The sequence below is a fragment of the Paenibacillus sp. J22TS3 genome, from assembly GCF_018403205.1.
In the GTDB taxonomy this organism is placed as follows: domain Bacteria; phylum Bacillota; class Bacilli; order Paenibacillales; family Paenibacillaceae; genus Fontibacillus; species Fontibacillus tuaregi.
This window is the reverse complement of record NZ_BOSF01000002.1, coordinates 706,614-724,252: the sequence shown is the minus strand read 5'-3', so window position 1 is coordinate 724,252 and position 17,639 is coordinate 706,614. Positions and strand designations below refer to the sequence as shown.

General features: G+C 51.6%; 14 protein-coding genes. 1 reads left to right on the top strand and 13 read right to left on the bottom strand.

What is annotated here, in order from left to right:
• Nucleotides 1-5: 5 nt before the first annotated feature.
• The 4 genes from KJS63_RS09255 to KJS63_RS09240 form a co-directional block, all read right to left on the bottom strand.
• On the bottom strand, nucleotides 6-506 hold the full coding sequence (locus KJS63_RS09255) for a PTS sugar transporter subunit IIA (RefSeq protein ID WP_213618826.1): 501 nt from the start codon (nucleotides 504-506) through the stop codon (nucleotides 6-8).
• A gap of 30 nt (nucleotides 507-536) precedes the next feature.
• Nucleotides 537-1,391 carry a BglG family transcription antiterminator gene (locus KJS63_RS09250; RefSeq protein ID WP_213618825.1) on the bottom strand — a complete coding sequence of 285 codons (855 nt, stop codon included), beginning with the start codon at nucleotides 1,389-1,391 and terminating at the stop codon, nucleotides 537-539.
• Nucleotides 1,392-1,640: 249 nt separating this feature from the next.
• The gene (locus KJS63_RS09245) at nucleotides 1,641-3,725 is read right to left on the bottom strand and encodes a glycosyl hydrolase family 18 protein (protein WP_213618824.1); all 2,085 of its coding nucleotides are present in this window, start codon (nucleotides 3,723-3,725) and stop codon (nucleotides 1,641-1,643) included.
• Between the two features lie 760 nt (nucleotides 3,726-4,485).
• On the bottom strand, nucleotides 4,486-5,823 hold the full coding sequence (locus KJS63_RS09240; protein WP_213618823.1) for an outer membrane protein assembly factor BamB family protein: 1,338 nt from the start codon (nucleotides 5,821-5,823) through the stop codon (nucleotides 4,486-4,488).
• Nucleotides 5,824-5,940: 117 nt separating this feature from the next.
• Between KJS63_RS09240 and KJS63_RS09235 the strand changes: the two genes are divergently transcribed.
• Nucleotides 5,941-8,091: a YhgE/Pip domain-containing protein gene (locus KJS63_RS09235; RefSeq protein ID WP_213618822.1), complete on the top strand. Its 2,151-nt coding sequence runs from the start codon at nucleotides 5,941-5,943 to the stop codon at nucleotides 8,089-8,091.
• Between the two features lie 103 nt (nucleotides 8,092-8,194).
• Here KJS63_RS09235 and KJS63_RS09230 read toward each other — a convergent pair whose 3' ends face one another.
• From KJS63_RS09230 to KJS63_RS09190, 9 genes are all read right to left on the bottom strand, one after another.
• Complete coding sequence (locus KJS63_RS09230; RefSeq protein ID WP_213618821.1) at nucleotides 8,195-8,719, bottom strand: general stress protein; 525 nt, start codon at nucleotides 8,717-8,719, stop codon at nucleotides 8,195-8,197.
• 74 nt (nucleotides 8,720-8,793) lie between these two features.
• Nucleotides 8,794-11,328 carry an ATP-dependent helicase HrpB gene (gene hrpB, locus KJS63_RS09225; protein WP_213618820.1) on the bottom strand — a complete coding sequence of 845 codons (2,535 nt, stop codon included), beginning with the start codon at nucleotides 11,326-11,328 and terminating at the stop codon, nucleotides 8,794-8,796.
• Nucleotides 11,329-11,501: 173 nt separating this feature from the next.
• Entirely contained in the window at nucleotides 11,502-11,867 is a 366-nt protein-coding gene (locus KJS63_RS09220; RefSeq protein WP_068619100.1) for a DnaJ family domain-containing protein, read from the bottom strand.
• A gap of 31 nt (nucleotides 11,868-11,898) precedes the next feature.
• On the bottom strand, nucleotides 11,899-12,705 hold the full coding sequence (locus KJS63_RS09215) for an SDR family oxidoreductase (RefSeq protein ID WP_213618819.1): 807 nt from the start codon (nucleotides 12,703-12,705) through the stop codon (nucleotides 11,899-11,901).
• 162 nt (nucleotides 12,706-12,867) lie between these two features.
• Entirely contained in the window at nucleotides 12,868-13,668 is an 801-nt protein-coding gene (locus tag KJS63_RS09210; RefSeq protein ID WP_213618818.1) for a hypothetical protein, read from the bottom strand.
• A 12-nt stretch (nucleotides 13,669-13,680) separates the two neighbouring features.
• Nucleotides 13,681-14,433: a vWA domain-containing protein gene (locus tag KJS63_RS09205; RefSeq protein WP_213618817.1), complete on the bottom strand. Its 753-nt coding sequence runs from the start codon at nucleotides 14,431-14,433 to the stop codon at nucleotides 13,681-13,683.
• A gap of 37 nt (nucleotides 14,434-14,470) precedes the next feature.
• Complete coding sequence (locus KJS63_RS09200) at nucleotides 14,471-16,504, bottom strand: protein kinase family protein (protein ID WP_213618816.1); 2,034 nt, start codon at nucleotides 16,502-16,504, stop codon at nucleotides 14,471-14,473.
• A 43-nt stretch (nucleotides 16,505-16,547) separates the two neighbouring features.
• On the bottom strand, nucleotides 16,548-16,826 hold the full coding sequence (locus KJS63_RS09195) for a WXG100 family type VII secretion target (protein WP_068619109.1): 279 nt from the start codon (nucleotides 16,824-16,826) through the stop codon (nucleotides 16,548-16,550).
• A 29-nt stretch (nucleotides 16,827-16,855) separates the two neighbouring features.
• Nucleotides 16,856-17,638, bottom strand: coding sequence for a WXG100 family type VII secretion target (locus KJS63_RS09190; RefSeq protein WP_213618815.1), 783 nt, complete (start codon nucleotides 17,636-17,638; stop codon nucleotides 16,856-16,858).
• Nucleotide 17,639 lies beyond the last annotated feature (1 nt).

Here is a 17,639-nt window from a genome sequence, read left to right as displayed (position 1 = left end):
TTGGCCTAAGCCTTTAAAATCGCTTTCAGAACGACGTCCCTGCCGGCCTGTACCGGTCCGAGGTTGTTCTCTAGTGTATCTGTCAGCTCATCAGCGTTTGTTACTATAACTGGTGTAACTACAGGGTAACCGGCTTCCTTGATCTTTTCGATGTCGAATTCGATCAGGGTCTGTCCTGCTTTTACCGCATCGCCTGTCTGTATATGACTTATAAAACCTTCTCCCTTGAGAGAGACGGTATTGACACCGATATGAAATAAAAACTGCAACCCTGTGGAATGCTCCATCATCACCGCATGTTTGGACTTGATGACATGTGCGATTGTTCCATCGAACGGGGCGATCAGCTTGCCCTCGGTAGGTTCAATAGCAATCCCTTTCCCCATATGTCCTCCAGCAAATGCTTCGTCCGGTACAGATTCCAGGGTAACGGCCGTTCCTGTCACTGGTGCTAAAATCTCCAAAACTTGCTGTTCAGTATGTTTCTTTCTCCATTTTGAAAACATATTGCGTCCCCTACCTTCATGTGTTTATGTTTAGTTAGTAGTCCGGTACAATCGGTACAAATGCATAGCAATATAACAGATCTCTTCTTCTGGTACTTTCTTGCCGAGCTCATCTTCCATCACTTTCCCCAGACGCTTCGCCATTGCATATTCTTCCCTGTACTCGAGGCGGATATGATTGACAAACGGATTATCCACTTTGGTATTAAGCAGGATACGCTCAAGCGAATAACGCAGATGAAGCATCAGGCGAACATGGCTCATGCTGCCCTGTTGAAAAGTAATCTTCTTCTCCTGCTGGATGATCTCCAGCAGCTGATTGACGATATTGGAAGCCTTCACAAGCTGACCGACAGGCACATTGCTCACAGCTGAGTACACGTGATAAGTCAGAAACCCCACTTCATCCTCAGGCACATGAATATTAAAAGCTTCGCTAATCATTTCCGCCGCCTTGGAAGCGATTTCAAACTCTTTAGGGAAGCACAGCTTCGTTTCCTGCAGAAACGGGTTAATAATGTCCATTCCGTTGCGAAGACGGTACACGGTGAACTGAATATGGCTTGGCAGAGCCAAGTATATTTTGTCATTGAGCTTTCCCGGAAGACTTGTGGAGATATAATTAATGATCTCATCCGTGATATGCACTACCTTGGGGTCAAAATCCTCCATCAAGCTTTCATACTGACTCCATTGTTCCCGGTCCTCAAGTTTAAAGCGCTTCTCAATTCGGGGATCATCTGCTTCAATAGTCCCTGTGCCCTTTACTGCGAATCCGATACCTTTTCCCAAGAGAACGTATTCTTTGCCGTTTTTCCCTCCTTGAGCCATAACGACATTGTTACCGATTACACGTTGAACTTGGAGAAGTTCCGGTTCTTTCATGATCTTGAAACCCTCCTTATTACGAAAAATCAAAAAGAGCCAAGGAAAGAGGACCATATAAAATAAGGTATACTTTCCTTGGCTCATGCCCGTTACGGTAACACGCCATTTAAGTGTTTTTCTTTTATGAGCTAATCATAAATCAATCGCTCATATCCGTCAACAGAAAAATGTAAGCGTTCATCATTTTCACGGTTCTTATTGCCTATATTCTGCAATATACCAGGGTCTACAGGAATAAAAATACCGTTAGTTCAACTGCCACAGCGCAGGAACATTGCTAGGTTCCCAGCCTGGAAGTGAAGTGTGAGGTTGAAGCGCTTTGTACGTTTTAGCGTTGTAAGTTACCAGTTGACCTGCTGTATAAGCTGTGTACGGAGCCCACTCCTTGATGGCAGAGCCGGAATCGCCCGTCTTCACCTTAAGCGCATTGCTCGCTGTAGATACATTACCCGCGGCATCCTTCGCTTTAACAGTAAAAGTATATTCCGTGTTCGCCGCAAGACCACTGATCACCGCACTTGGAGAAGTTACAGTTGCCGCGAGTGTGCTGCCGTTGTAAACATCGTACCCTACCACACCCACGTTATCTGTGGATGCTGTCCAGCTCAGGCTCACACTGTTAGCTGTAACGGAAGTGGAGACCAGGTTGCTTGGAGCGGAAGGAGCTGTTGTGTCGCTTGGTGTATTTGTGTTGTCCGTAGTCACACTTACGGCCGCGCTTGCAGCGGATACATTGCCTGCGGCATCTTTGGCTTTTACCGTGAAGGAATATGCCGTATTAGCCTTGAGGCCGCTGATTGTGGCCGTAGTGCCAGTTACACTTGCGGCAAGGGTAGAACCGTTGTATACATCATAACCAGTTACCCCTACATTATCCGTCGAAGCGGACCAGGAGAGAGTAACGGAACTTGCTGTCTTGGCTGTGGATTTCAGCCCGGTTGGAGCCGTTGGAGCTTGGGTGTCGCCAGGGCTCACAGGACCGCCGAGATCTGCGCGCAATTTGGCCTGAAGTGTTTTGTTACGGTCACTGCTCAGTTCCCAGAACATGCCGCCGCCAAGTCCTTTGGACTTGATATAAGCCGTCTTGTAACCGAGGGATTCCACATCGTCATAAGAAATGAACCGCTTGTTGGACGGATTGTAGAGATAAGGAACCTTGGCTGTATCGTTCCAGTACCTGGTGTATCCGTTTTTATTGATATAATTGGCTTCCAGGTCATTGAAATCAAATACGCCATTCTCCCAAGTTCCAGCTTGCGAAGCGCCGCTCGCAGTCTGATACTGGCCATTGTTCGCAGAACCTACACTATCCCAGCCGCGGCCGTAGAAAGGAAGTCCAAGAACGATCTTGCTCGCTGGCACGCCTGCGTTCAGATGGCCTTTAACGGCAGCATCCACGTTGAAGGTGTCAGCATTGGGAACACCTGCCGCTTGGGCAGCCGAATCATAGTACAGCGGTGCATTGTGGGCGGATACCTTCACCCATCCACCGTTGAAGTCATACGTCATAATGTTGATCCAGTCAACAATAGCACCGATTTTACCAAGCTCCGTGTTGTTGACAAAAGTAGGGCCTGCACCGGACGCGATCGTCAGATAGTAATGCTTGCCGTCCTTGGCTCCTGCAGCATCCAGCTTATTGCGGATTTCCTGCAGCAGAAGAGTGTAGTTTGTCTTATCCGCAAGACTTACGCTGTTGCCAGCAAGTCCGCCGCCCACCGGATATTCCCAGTCTAGATCCACGCCGTCGAAACCGAATTTGTGAATGAAATCAACGGCGGATTTGGCAAACGTCTCACGGGTAGATTGACTTGCAGCCACATCCGAAAAGCGGTTGGACCAAGACCATCCGCCGACCGAAATGATCGTTTTCAAATTTGGATTCTTCTTCTTAAGGACGTTCAGTTGATTGATATTACCGGCGATAGGCTGATCCCAGGTGTCTCCGGCAAAGTTCTTCTGGGTATCGATCCAGGGATCACCAAGAACAATCGTGCCGTTAGGAACATTGATCGTCTGCCCTTTCTCGTCCTGAGTCGGCCAAGTAGTCGGGTTAGGCCCCGTCGGATCTGGGTTTCCGTGACGTCCATTCCAGGCAATATCGGCAAATGCGTAATTGATGAAATCCACCTTGGAGGCATCAATATCCGTTACATTAAAGTTCCGACCGTAGGCCCCCCATGAAGGATAATACCCGACTACCTTATAACCATCAGCTGCGTCCGTCCTTTGCGGGGCAGCCGATAGCACAGGCACCACGAGCGCAGCCGTCAAAGCAAGAATAGCTAAGAAGCGGCCCGCTTTAGCGCCTTTGGTTTTAATTTTTGACATTAAAATCCTCCTTGTAAACTATGAAATGAATGAATGAACTTCATAGAGCAAAAAATGTGCACAAAAAAGAGCCCCTATCAAGCCAACCTAGAGTCTTAACAGTGATTAATACGGTTAAAGGCGTCCGGGTGAACTGTTCTTTAAGATCGCTGCTGTTCACCGATTTCTTGATCTAAACATCTCAAAACGGTAGAATCCCGTTCCCGTAGGCGAACGCAACGCCTTAAAAGAATCATTTCACCCTTTTGCCTCTTCCCCTGGTCTTTCTTTGGTTCAACTAATATAGCTTGTACTACCCGTCTTTTCTCTCGTTATTAACTCACCTTTCATTAGAAAATAGCTGCCTCTTCACGGCAGCGGTTTAAACCTGTTCACAGCACGGGCAACTTGTGCCTGTCCCGGTATCTGCCTCCTTTCATATCCACTATGAATGCGTTTACATTCTGCCCTAGCCACTATTAAGGCAGAAAAAAGCTACGAATGTTAAAAGGACTTTCATCACTTCAACTTGGTAGCTTTTACATCTTCATTTAAACATAATTGACCCGTCTAAAAAAGGATAAATTTCTATTTTTAGCGCCAGAATCTATGAGTTTTTAGTCAAATTTATCCCTAAAAATTTAGCGAAAATATAAAAAATGCTTGAAATAACTATCCAGTGGGGCATTTCGTAGACAAAGGCGGACGCTCCGCTTCTTCAGAATCATTCGGGATCGAAGCTGAGATCGGTTAATTCTAAAGTTCATTTTATATAGGTGTTTCAGTTTAGTTTATCCGGTATCTTAATCCCCAGAAATTGGCTATCAGTCTGGATTAGCATATACCCTTTCTCAAACAAAACAGGGCCATAATTGCGTGAGTCAGTCTCCACAGTAAACACCCCTGCGCCGCTGCCCAGTTCAAACGCCCGGAATTTCCCATCCATCTGCCCCACATATACTCCGTTCCCGAAGATACTGATCTGGGCAGCAGGATTGTCAATATTGTATGTCACCGTACTTTTGTCTTTAATATGGATCGACTTTAATAACAGATAAGGCAAACTTGATCTTGCTTCATAAAAAATCCGGTCACTGTAGCTGCCCGGCAAAACCTGTACAATGTCTTGAAATTGCCCGGTAAACATTTCCTTCGGCTGATCCCCGGCCCCGGTGTATTGGGAAAGCGCATAAATCACAGCCTGGCCGTTGTGGCTCGCGTACAGCAAATCCCCTTTTATAACAGCCTCTGCCGTATAGCCGCGCATCCCGGACAGCGGTCTTGGTGACCAGTTATACAGATAATTGTTCTTGATCTCCCCGCTCTTAACATGAAGCGCCGTCAGCTTTAGTTCAGCTTCAGGTTCGGCAAACGGACCCGGTTCACATACGGCATAGGCCGCACCATCCCGAATCAGGATAGGTACTTTAACTCCGCTTCGCTCCCAGAGCTTGACACCCGTACTGGCATCAAATGCTTTTAACGTACCCGCAGATCCGGTAATCCCCCCTGTATATGAACGGAATACGACACCCTCCTGCACGGCAAGTTCCATTCCTCCATCCGCAGCGAACGTGTCGTGATTCTCCCATCTGAGCTGTCCTGTGTGAATATTAAAAGCAAAAATATCAATTCCTCTAAGAACGTAAAGCGTATCACCTGACGACACCAGCTTGCCCGCTTTGGTAACCGTTCTTGCCGATTCCCATAGTTTCTTTCCTTTTGAATTTACCGCAAATATAGTCCCGTCCTCAGAGCTGCCGTACAAGCTCCCCTGGCTGTAAACAATTTTGGGATTCAAATCCGCTCCATAGCTCCACCGTACCTGTCCGTCAGCTGCATCCAAGGCCTTGAGCACACCCTGCTGAACGATATAGAACTGACCATCTCCTGCTGCAGCCCGGGATTCCCGCAGTTCCTTATTCTCCGGAATAGGCGAAGCTGCGGGAATGCTCCATAACGGACGGAGGCTTCCCTTCTCCGAGGGCTTAGTCCAATGATTCATAGACAGGCCGGACGCTTCCGCAGCAGCGTGAGAATATGAAGTTAACCCGCAGACAGTCACGCTCAGTCCAAGAACGGCTGCAACCAGAAATATCTTTTTAACGGAAATACTCAATGGGTTCACTCCTTTTCTTCATTTTCAGTAAGATTAAATTCTTTTTCATTCACATTGGAATGATCTGGGGCTAATTCAGCAATACTATGCAAAATTCTTACTAAATAGGCGGTCAGCATGTCAAAAATATGGTCGATCTACGAACAGGATATCCGTAATATTACAACCAATTGGGCTGCAGCAGTAATTATTCTGGGACTTGTGCTGCTTCCTTCGCTGTATGCCTGGTTCAACATCGAAGCCTCATGGGACCCTTACAGCTCCACGCAAGGGGTTCAAATTGCCGTAACCACACTGGATCAGGGGGCCGTCATCCAAGGCAAGCACCTGAATCTGGGTGATGAAATCAAAAAGTCACTTCAAGAAAACACCAACATAGGCTGGGTATTTGTCCCCCATGATGAAGCCCAAAAAGGACTTAGACACGGAGATTACTATGCCGCCCTTGAAATTCCGGCTGACTTCTCCACACGCATCGCCAGCGTGCTGACTTCCGCACCGGTCAAGGCTGAAATTCTGTACAGCGTTAACGAGAAGATCAATGCCGTCGCACCTAAGATCACCTCCAAGGGGGCAAGCTCCGTTACAGAGGAAGTGAACCGCAACTTTGTAAAAACCGCAAACGGCACCATCTTCAAAATTTTTAATGAAATTGGTGTGGAACTGGAAAAAGAGCTGCCTTTAATGAACAAAATGAAAGGACTGATCTTCCAGCTCGTCTCCATGTTCCCGGAAATTAACCAAGCGGCAGATACTGCGGTTCGGGATTTGGCAGAAGGCCAGAAAATCGTTGCTCAAGTGCAGCAAAAAATCCCTGATGCGGTACGGCTTGCGGGTCAAGGTGCTGACTTCGCATCCAGCCTCATACACTTCCTTGACCAGACCGGCTCTGCACTGGATCAAGCCGCCCCTCAAATTAAGAATGCGCTTGTTCAGACCAGAGACAGCCTCGGAGCGGCCAGCAGGATTGCTGCTGACCTTAAAGGCCTGAAGCCTGAAGAGCTAAGCGCGGAGCTGCCGAGGCTCGAAATAGCCTCGCAGGATCTCGCGAAGGCGAGAGATGCTGCCGGGACCTTCCTTTCCCTGATAGACAGGTTAAGCCAGCTGAATCCAGGCGGTCCGCTCAGCCGCGTTGCCGATCATATGCGGGGCATTTCGGACAGCGTACAGTCCCTGGGAACGAAGCTGGGCCAGCTCAAGCAGGCGGTACAAAATGGCAGTGCGAATGCCAACGATCTCGTTAATTCTTTTATTCAAACATCCAACCGGATCTCCGGAGACCTGGACCAGCTCGTCAGCAGCTATGACAGTGAAATTGTACCAGCCATCAGCGGAGCTGTAGGCCGGGCGAAGGAAACTGCGGCAACCAGCCGTTCCCTGCTGACCGATGCCCAGAACTCGCTCCCTAAGGTACAGAAAATTTTGACGGATGCGTCCAAGGGGCTTGCTGTCGGCACAAGAAATGCGGAGCTGATCAGAGGCCAACTTCCGTCAGCGGAAGCAAACATCAAGAAGATCAGCGAGCGAATCAAAGCGTTTGAGAAAGACGGGAGGCTGGAAGATCTGATCCGGCTGCTCCAGTTGAATTACCAGAAAGAGAGCGATTTTTTTGCGGAACCGGTGATTCTTACTGAGCACAAGCTGTTTCCGATTCCTAACTATGGATCAGCAATGTCCCCTTTCTTCACAACCCTTTCATTATGGGTGGGGGGACTGCTTCTTGTCTCGATGCTGACCGTGGAAGTTCACTCTCCTTCTGAATTCCAAAGCTATCAAATTTATCTGGGACGTTTTCTTACCTTTGGCACTCTGGCTCTGCTGCAGTCTGTCTTTGTGTCTACGGGGGATCTCTTCATTCTCGGGACTTATGCCAAAGAAAAGCTCGCCTTTGTCCTGTTCAGCCTGCTGCTCAGCCTAGTCTTTATGCTGATGATCTACACCCTGGTCTCCGTCTTCGGCAATGTGGGCAAGGCGATGGCCATCGTACTCTTGGTGCTCCAGCTTGCGGGGTCGGGTGGAACGTTTCCCATCCAGGTAACCCCTCTCTTTTTCCAAAAAATATATCCGTTCCTCCCATTCACTTACGGAATCGGACTGCTAAGAGAGGCTGTCGGCGGCATGGTGCCTGATCTGGTGATAAGGGATATCCTTATCCTTCTCATCTATGCCATGCTGGCCTTATTACTTGGGCTCGGCTTAAAGCAGCAAATTAACCGCCTCGCCGCTCCACTGGTAAGCAAAGCCAAAAAAAGCGGGATTATTCACTAACTGTTATACAAAAAGAGTCCGCCAAGATTCAGGTGGACTCTTTCGTATATTCATATGATCTCCAGCATAGGTGAATGCCGAAGTCTCTTGGTGTTCGGTAAATTTAGAGTCTCGGATTAGTATCCGTATAATTATTATAACGGGACGCGTTCAAGGAACGATTTGTCCGGAATGTATCATAGACCGTACGGCCCCGGTCATCCTCGTCCACCAGGACAAGAATTTTGCCGTTATCCACATAGTCTCCATATTCCTTCGCCTCATCCTCAGGGATACCCAGACCAACTAAACCGCCGACAAGACCGCCCGCACCAGCGCCCACTGCCGCGCCAGTCAATGTTGCCGCAATCGGCCCAGCCGCTAGGATCGGGCCAACACCCGGAACCGCGAGCAGTCCTAGTCCGGCTAGCAGTCCGGCTACACCGCCAACCACACCGCCCGTAGCCGCTCCGGTGGCTACACCTTCAGGTGCTTTAGAGCCTGTCTCCTCACTGATTGCTGTCTGGTCATCCCGGTTCTTGGTTACTACTGAAATTTCATCCGAACGGAACCCCTGAGCTTGAAGGGATTCAATTGCGGCAGTCGCTTCACGATCGGTATCAAATACACCAACAATTTTTTTAGCCATCTTAACTGCCTCCTTTGATTTGATCGTTCCCCCATCATTACCCGGCTCAGGCAGCAATCAACCAGGTCAACCTCTTATTTGTGCCCACCTTGAGGACGGACCCGCCGGGTCGCCGTCGCTTCAAATGGATTGTCCGGCCAGTAATGCTTAGGATAGCGGCCTTTCAAATCTTTCTTCACGTCAAAATAAGTACTCTCCCAAAAGCTTCGCAAATCTGATGTCACCTGCACCGGTCTGGAAGCCGGAGAGAGGATGTGCATAGTAACCGCTGCCGACCCATAGGCCAGAAGTGGCGTGTCCATCAGGCCGAACAGCTCCTGAAGACGGACGGATACATATGGCGCCTGCGGACCCTCATACTGGACTGGAATCCGTGAGCCGCTTGGAACTGTAATGTGCGTAGGAGCTTCCCTATCCAGCTCCTGCTTCTGCTCCCAGATCAGCAGGCTCTCAAGCACCGCGTGTAAATTCAGCTTCTGCAGATCAGATTTCCTACGGAAGCCAGCGGTGTACGGGGCAAGCCACTCATGAACTCCCCGCTCAAGTGCCGCATCAGAGACATCAGGCCAGTCACCACGCCCATGCTCCTTCATAAACCGGATTCTTGCCTGCAGCTGGCGCGATTTCGAATTCCATGGAAGCAGGGCAATTCCCCCGTCCTTAATGGCATCCAATAACGCATGCTGAATCTGTTCCTCTGTAGGCTGAACGTTGGAGTTCTCCCTGACGATTATTGCTCCAAGCTTAAGCTGACTCTTCGCCCGTACAGAGCCGGTTGAGTCATCCCACCTGATCTCAAGGTGCTTTGTCATCTCTTCCTTGTAATACTCATTCAGCTGCTCCTCTGTCAGGGGAGCGGCCAGCTGAACCGCAGTCTCCGGCCCATCATCATCCACCTCGGCGGCAACCAGATATTGCTCCCGGAATACGGATTTATCGCCAGCAACAGCTGCTCCTCTCCCGCTGCGGAGCAGATACCTGCCATCAGTGCGGCGCTGTGCAATCCTGTCGGGATAGGCAAAAGACAGCATCAGCCCGCATAGCTCATCGACCGCTTCCACAGCCACTTCGTCTTCGCCTTCATGGCCCGGAAGCCGGGACGCCCACTGACGGGCACGGGTTAACAGCCGCTGGACATCCTGCGGCCCGGCTCCGCGAAGATCCCCGCTTCCGCTTGGAGATCCCTTCCTCGCGGCTTCCCGAACCAGCACCTCCAGACGCGGCCTCAGATCCGCGTCCATGCCTTGCTGGCTTCGCGGAAATATGTCCCGCTCCTCCAACAGGGCCGCCAGATAACAGGCCAGCCTGCCATAACCGATTCCGGCGGAGATCAGCAGCATGTGGGCAAATCTTGGATGAAGGCCCAAAGCCGCCATTTGCCGCCCGTGCGCAGTAATAACACCGGCTTCATCCAAGGCTGACAGCTGTTCAAGCAGCTGTCGGGCGTAATTAAAGGCCGCCTCACCAGGCTCGTCAAGCCAGCTCAGCTCTGCAGGCTCCTTCACGCCCCATACCGCAAGCTCCAGGGCCACACTGCTGAGATCCGCCTCCAGAATTTCCGGCGCCGTCTTCTCGGCCAGCTGTTTGTCCTCCTGCTCCGTCCACAGCCGGTAGCACACTCCGGGAGCTGTCCGGCCTGCCCGGCCCCGGCGCTGGTCAGCCGAATCCCTGGCGGCTCTCACCGTCACCAACCGTCCCATCCCTGTGCGCGCCGAGAACTGCTCCGTTCTCCGGAGGCCGCTGTCGATCACGACACGAACCCCCTCCACCGTCAAACTGGACTCCGCAATTGACGTGGCAAGTACGACCTTCCTCCTCCCAGGCTTCGGTGCTTGGATCGCCTCGGCCTGAAGCTGCTGCGGCATGCCCCCATACAGCGGCACAAGGTCGACATCCCCAGGAATCCTGCCGCTGAGTGCCGCCTGAACACGGCGAATCTCCCGGATGCCGGGAAGAAAAGCAAGGATGCTCCCTTCCTCCTTAGCTAAAGCGGTACGGATGGTGTCTGCCATCAGCACCTCAACACCCTCCCGCGTGGGTGAGCTGAGATAAACGGTTTCCACCGGGAAGCTTCTTCCTTGGCTGCGGATAACAGGAGCTTCATTCAGCAGCTTCGCCACCGGCTCTGCCGAGAGGGTCGCCGACATCACCAGAATACGCAGATCCTCCCTTAGAATCCCCTGACTTTGCAGGGTCAGGGCCAGCCCCAGGTCCGCGTGAAGGCTGCGTTCATGAAACTCATCAAAAATAACCAGCCCAATCCCAGTCAACGCCTGGTCCGCCTGCAGCATACGGGTCAGAATGCCTTCCGTCACGACAGTAATTCGTGTTCGCTGACTCACCCGGCTGTCCAACCTGATCCGGTAACCTACCGTCTCGCCTACCTCCTCGCCGAGCTGCCGTGCCATATACGCCGCAGCTGATCTAGCGGCCAGCCTACGGGGCTCCAGTATTATAATTCCCTGCCCTTTAAGCCATGGCTCATCCAGCAGCGCAAGCGGCACCCGGGTTGTCTTCCCTGCACCCGGCTCAGCCACCAGCACGGCTGAATTGTTACCTGCAAGCGCAGCTTGCAGCCCGGGGATGACCTCATCTATCGGTAACTTCACTTTCGATCACTTCTCCTTGATATTCCGTAGGCTTGTACAATCATCATAAGTTCAATTAATCATAAAGGGAGCTAATCCCTACTGTCAAAATGAACAGTAAAAAGACCGCTGCGGTTATACCAACCTCAGCGGCCTTAGGCTAGCTATGTGATTTCTTATATTTCTGATATTTATTACTTCATACGTTCGGTTAATGCAGGCTCATACTGCCTGTACGCCGGATTATCGGACATACCCCGTTCGGCAATCATCATCCTCAGCCGCACGGTCTTCTCATTCAGCTTCCGGTACAACTGCTGCCTTTCCTGTGGATCTTCACATGCCTGCAGCAGATCTTCAAGATGAAGGCATTCACCTCTCAGAGTCAATTCCTCGGGGACATACCCCGCATTCTTCATCACTTTATAGGCGATCCGAAGATCCTCGGGGATATGTGACAAATCTTCAACGTGCAAAGGTTGTCCTTGTCCAGGGAGATCATCCAGCTCTCCCTTGTCGATCGCCTCTGTTATTCTCTGTTCCGCCAGCCAGGAGAACATGAAACCTCACAGCTCCTCTCTTCATAAAAGGTTACAGTAATGATTCTGCTCCATCAATTACGATTCTTGCACCTGTGATATGCTTGGATTCCGATGAGGCAAGGAAAGCTACCAGATCGGCTACATCCTCGGGCTGCCCCGGTCCGTCAGCCAGCGGCTGGCTGCCTTCCGGATATTCCACAGGGATGACGATCTCCTTCAATTCATCACTTGCTTCCGTGGTCTGGTCAATATTCGTTGCAATAGCACCCGGACAGATCACATTTACCCGGATCTTGAATTTGGCAAGTTCAAGCGCAGCCATCTTCGCGAAGCCCACCTGCCCCGCCTTTGTGGTGCTGTATGCCGACATGCCAAACCCGGCAAAACGGTCGCTTCCATTAATGGAGCTCGTAATTATGATGCTGCCTTCCCCTTTTTCCTTCAGGTAAGGGACCGTGTATTTCACCGTCAAAAAAGTGCCGTTCAGGTTAATGCGCAGCGTCCGCTCCCAATCCTCGAATCCCATTTCTTCGATGGGAGCAAGCACCCCGTTGATCCCGGCATTGGCAAATACGATATCAATTCCTCCAAAGTAGGAGGCAGCCTCATTTACAGCTTTCTCCATCCGCTGCGGATCGGAGACATCCACGTCAAAGGAGCGCGATACACCTCGAAAGATCTGGTTAATCTCATGTTCGGTCGACCGGGTGCGGTCGTTTTGCAAGTCGAACAGTGCGACCTTGGCCCCTTCTTGAGCCAGCCGGATTGCCGCAGCTTTTCCAATTCCGGAACCCGCTCCTGTTACTATAGCCGTTTTTCCTTGAAAACGTTGTCGATTGTTCTGATTATGGGGCATTATTTCTGCACTCCTTCTATCTATATTTTGGGGTTTAGTAAATGGACTTAGTTAGCATCCAGCTTCTGTCACAAGATTACCCAAAAACGATAGGGATTAAATCAACAATCCACTAATTTCTAGAAATAAAAAAACAGCACCCATCTGAATAGGTGCTGCTGCTTATGCAATCCAAGATATATCCAGCCAGGAGGCATCGTCCTCCAAAGGCAGCTTGGCTTGTATCCGGCGGTAAATATCCGACAGGGTCTCACAGCGGTCAAGCCGTTTCAACCCATCGCTGTAGACCATAAGCCTGTACTCCCGGTTATCTCCGGCAAGCGGCTGCTGGTGGAAGTGGGGTCCACCCCCGATGGTCCCTCTTTTGGCAGACCACCTCTCCCCGGTAAGGAAGCGGGCAGGGTCCATCACAAGCTCTCTGCCGGATAACCAGCACCTGAGCCGACTGTCCCCCTGCCAGGCCAGCCAGAGCTTTCCTTCAGACTTTCCCGCTTCAGGCAGTTCGATTCGTCCGCAGAGGTACATCGTCTCCGCCCCCCGCCGCCTTTTCTCTTCGAGAACCTCTCTCAGTAAGGATGGCATATCGGCCGGAAGCTTGAGCCGGTCCGTCTCTTCAGCGGCATCGGGCACTATTTGCGTAAGAACTTGGTCAAAAGCATGCCTGGACAGCTCCTGTGTATCCCCCAGCCACTCGAACAACCGGCTTCCCAAATACTTAGCGGCAAAGTCCCCACGGTAAGACAAGGAGACCCCGTCACATAAGACAAACCAGCAGACGTTCCCTCTAACGCCGACAGCCAGATAATCCTGGCTGTTCTCACCCGATTCCCAGCTCTCATCAGATGGGCTGAACGAGTATCGGCAGTTGAACCTTGAAGTTTCCACAGCGGCTGGAGGACATGGCTTAGCCTGATTGCAAGTCCATACAAAATTGGCGGTATCCGTTTGGGCATTTTTTTTCATCAAAATCTATCCTTACCGGACAGGCGTTGCTGCGGACATTTGGAATCCAACCGATACCAGCTCTGCGCAGTTCCCCGGCAGAAGCATTAGAGCACCTGGGGCAAGCTGATAATCCGCCTCAGTCAGCATTTCTCGGTAACTCTCCGGCAGCACCGATGACATCTCCCGCAGCTTCAGACCTGCCCCTTCCTTAAGCCGGGTGTCCCTGCCAATCCCCCTCCATCTTCGGGGCTCCTGAATAGGCTCTTCCAGCACATGGTCCGAGATGAATATATTCTCCACCAGCACATTCCCGTCCTCAACGCCCATACTCATAATCCGTTTCACAATCGGCTCAGGATCATCACCGGTGGTCACTCCATCCGTCATATGACAGATCAGAGGAGCTGGACAGCCCTGCATATCAGGCAGCTCAGCCTTAAGGATTTTCTCAGCCTGGGCAAAAGCTTTCGCCGAATCTGAGAATCTCTTCGGGGAAAGCTCCGGCAGTTTGCCGAGCAGCGCTACTTCATCGATGCCCTTCACCCCGCCAAGCAGGTCGTAAACTTCATCACTATAGGCTAGAATCGCTATGCGGTATCTGGGAGTAAGCCGGTTGCCTTTGGTCGAACGGAACACCATCTGTCTAACAGCAAGAGACAACGCCTCATATACAATATCAATCCGGCGGCGGCCTTCCATTAACAGGTTCATGGATGCGCTGATGTCAATCAGGTAAATGATCAAGGCAGGGGTTCGCTGTGAAGCCTGAACCGTATACTTCATACTACATATATCTCCTTTAGTCGTTCCAAGTTAGGACTTAAATATCGGGGATTCCCGCACTGCTCTTCGCCAGGTACTTCTTAAGCCCGGATGCCCGTTTGGCAAGCTTGGCGTTCTTTCCAAAGTAGGCGGAATCGTTATTATAAATATCGAAGAACTGCCAGGCATAAGCCCGGGCCAGTTCGTCTTTGCCACCCTTCCAAGCGTTATAAGCCTGATTGAACGAAGCATTCAGCTTCACCGACTGCTGGTCCCTCTTGGCCTGCAGGGCTTGGACCTTCTTCGCGTTCTCGCGTTTCTGCTGCTCCAGCTTAGCTTTACGGGCGGCCTCTGCTTTAGCCTGCGCGGCGGCCTCTGCTTTGGCCTGTGCGGCTTCTTTGGCCAGCCGCTCATCCCTGTCCTTCTTCCAAATCAAATATTTCTCATACTGCAGCTGACGGTCGAATTTCTCCTGCTGTGCTTTTTGGGCTGCAGCCTGCTGGGCCTTTTGTTTAGCCGCCTCTTCCTGCTTTTTCTTCTCCTGGGCTTTACGTTCTTCCTCCAGCTTAGCAGCCTTTGCGGCAGCTTCCGCCCTGGCAGCCGCGGCGATCTTCTCTGCATCCGCATTCGGCTTAGCCACCTGATCCCCGGAAGGCTTAGCGGCCGGAGCGGCCGGTACAGGGCGTTTCACCGACTGCTCCGCCTGATTCGTGACGCCGTCCCCTGTGCCTGAACCTGCCCAGGGACGGGTAACCACAATTCCAGCCAGAATCAACAGCAGAGCCGCACCCGCCGCATAAGCATAAAACCAACGGCGGTTCTTGGGCGTGCTGTTCGCGCTGACAGGTACGGGAGCTTCTTGCTGCTTGGGGGAAGCGGGTTCCTGAGCAGCCGAAATCTGGCTTAGAGCAGCCGTAAGCTCTATATGTACTTCCTCACTTGCGGAAGAATCCGCTAAAGCCTGTTGATAGCCCTGCCGGGCAAGCACCGTATTCCCGTTCATCTCCTGATTTCTTGACCATTCAATCAATTCAGGGAGCGTCAGATCATCGGGAACCTCTGATGGCCTATGATCAAGGACCAGCGGCTGCTCCTCATAAGCCAGGGGTTCGGCTTGCTCAGCCAGTACTGGCTTCTCGTCCAACTCTTGCGGGGTCATTCCCGAAATGACAACAAGCCATTCACCGAAGGTCGGGCAGCTCCGTACATCATCACTCTGCCAAGCCCGGGTGAACAGTTCTGCAGCCCCTTTCCCCCAACGGCTCTCCAAGCTCTCGGTCATCAGCGTGTACCGTTCACTCGGAGTCTGCATCTCATCCGGGTCAAAATAACTTTCCCCCCAGGCATTCGAGACAATCTGCGGATCAGACCAGCTCAGCATCTCGGCCAGAATAATCGCACCTGCGAACCGGTCGGCATAGGCATGCCAGGGTCCTCCTGTACTGCGGTGAACCGGAAGCCCGGAAGCATAACCCGGCGAGCCGGCAAAGTAAATATCGGGAGGATCGAGCCTGGCGCTGTACAGCTGTTCCACATCAACCAGCTCCACGGCGGACCCTTCCTCTTGATCGCTCCCCCTTCGCAGCCTTGGGAGGAGCACGTTCGGGGATGACAAGTCACAGTGGGCAAGCCCCTTCTGCTCCATACCTGAGCCTACCGCGGCGAGACCCTTGGCCAGCTCCCAGCTTTCCTTAGCGGTGAGCAGGTCCCCATGAGCCAGCACATCCATCCATGTAGACCCGTTCACCCATGGCATAAGAACCGCATACAGCATATCCGGGTACTGTGCAATCAGCTCCCCGTTCCTCTCAGGCGTAATCACCTCGCGCCGGCACACCTTGAGCCCGGGAAGGGTGCTGAAGACTTCCATCTTCTCTGATTGGTACACCAAGGCTGGATTGCGATACTTAGGATAGAATATTTTAAGCGCCTTGGCCCCCTGGATATCCCCCGATTCGGGCATAAGCTTATAGACCGTACCCTGCCTTCCGGCTTGGGCATATGCCATGCCGGGGGCTGCAGGATGCTGACCGACCACATATTTCATTTGATTAATAACGATTGCATCCCCCGGGTTAGGCTGAAACGACATTAATACTCCCTCTTTCTTCCGTATAGATTAAAATAAATTGTTCTTAATTATGGCTTTGATCGATGGAACGAAACTTTTGCGAAATAGCAATAAGCTCCTCACTGATGGAGTCCAGAATTTGCACGAACGATTTCATCTGCTTGTCCGCTTCCTGAAACTCCTTGATAAAGCGCTGCTTGGTTACGCCTTCCCATTCATGCTCCATTCCCTGCACCGCATTAGCGAGATTAGACACAATCTGCCTGCTCTCCTCACTGCTCATCTTAAATTGCTTGGCGATTTGCTCCACATGTTCGGGGCTAATTGTGATACGTCCTGCCATGTGTGTTCCTCCTTGCTATTTAAAGAAATTTATTGTTGATCTGAGCTCCGGTTATCCTCGATTAAGTTGCTGGAGTTCAGCTTACCCAACAGCTTGTCCAAATGTCTAATGCTTGTCTGTCTCCTTCCGCCTGGAACAACTCTGATTCTGCGCAGCTTCAAGGGGCCAGGAACTGCCGCCGCCGGATTCAGAAACTTCCAGGCATGAGGGTTATTCACCGCCGCCTGCAAAAGCTCCTGCTCCTCCCGGTCCATAGAACCTGGGCTGTTACCTGATAAGCCTGGATGCGGCAGGGACGAATTGCATGAATTCCCTTTATGTCCGGCTGAATGACCTGCCGAGGACGGATGAACCTCCCATCTCTGACCTGCGGGCGAACTCTGATGCTTCTCATTGCGGACAGCCTGCACGGCAGACTCCGGGTTGGATATCACACCCTGCATCTCATAGTTTCCGGGAAGAATGACATTTCTTACAGCAAAAAGTCCGGCGAACATCGCTGCAGCACTACCTACAGCCGCTATCTGAGCCCCATTCTGCAGCGTGCCTGGTTCATTCTCCAGGCTCTGGAATGCGTCAGCCTTCGTCTCTACAAACTGGCCAATCCGGTAAAGCTCGGCATGAACCTGCTCGGATATACGATGGGCGTGCTGCCATTGCTCTGAAACGGTTCCGAGAGTTCCACTCTCCTGATTGAGGGGATACAGCAATTGATTCAGGCTCGCGGCCATCTGGCGCAGCTGTTCAGCGGATTGGTACAAGTTTTTGCTAAGCGTCCGCATTTGCTCGGGTTCCATTCTTATACGCATCATA

Coding starts and splice junctions, on each gene's coding strand:
- KJS63_RS09215 (WP_213618819.1), bottom strand. CDS start 12,705: ATGCCCCATAATCAGAACAATCGACAACGTTTTCAAGGAAAAACGGCT.
- KJS63_RS09255 (WP_213618826.1), bottom strand. CDS start 506: ATGTTTTCAAAATGGAGAAAGAAACATACTGAACAGCAAGTTTTGGAG.
- KJS63_RS09190 (WP_213618815.1), bottom strand. CDS start 17,638: ATGATGCGTATAAGAATGGAACCCGAGCAAATGCGGACGCTTAGCAAA.
- KJS63_RS09250 (WP_213618825.1), bottom strand. CDS start 1,391: ATGAAAGAACCGGAACTTCTCCAAGTTCAACGTGTAATCGGTAACAAT.
- KJS63_RS09220 (WP_068619100.1), bottom strand. CDS start 11,867: ATGTTCTCCTGGCTGGCGGAACAGAGAATAACAGAGGCGATCGACAAG.
- KJS63_RS09235 (WP_213618822.1), top strand. CDS start 5,941: ATGTCAAAAATATGGTCGATCTACGAACAGGATATCCGTAATATTACA.
- KJS63_RS09200 (WP_213618816.1), bottom strand. CDS start 16,504: ATGTCGTTTCAGCCTAACCCGGGGGATGCAATCGTTATTAATCAAATG.
- KJS63_RS09195 (WP_068619109.1), bottom strand. CDS start 16,826: ATGGCAGGACGTATCACAATTAGCCCCGAACATGTGGAGCAAATCGCC.
- KJS63_RS09245 (WP_213618824.1), bottom strand. CDS start 3,725: ATGTCAAAAATTAAAACCAAAGGCGCTAAAGCGGGCCGCTTCTTAGCT.
- KJS63_RS09205 (WP_213618817.1), bottom strand. CDS start 14,433: ATGAAGTATACGGTTCAGGCTTCACAGCGAACCCCTGCCTTGATCATT.
- KJS63_RS09230 (WP_213618821.1), bottom strand. CDS start 8,719: ATGGCTAAAAAAATTGTTGGTGTATTTGATACCGATCGTGAAGCGACT.
- KJS63_RS09210 (WP_213618818.1), bottom strand. CDS start 13,668: ATGAAAAAAAATGCCCAAACGGATACCGCCAATTTTGTATGGACTTGC.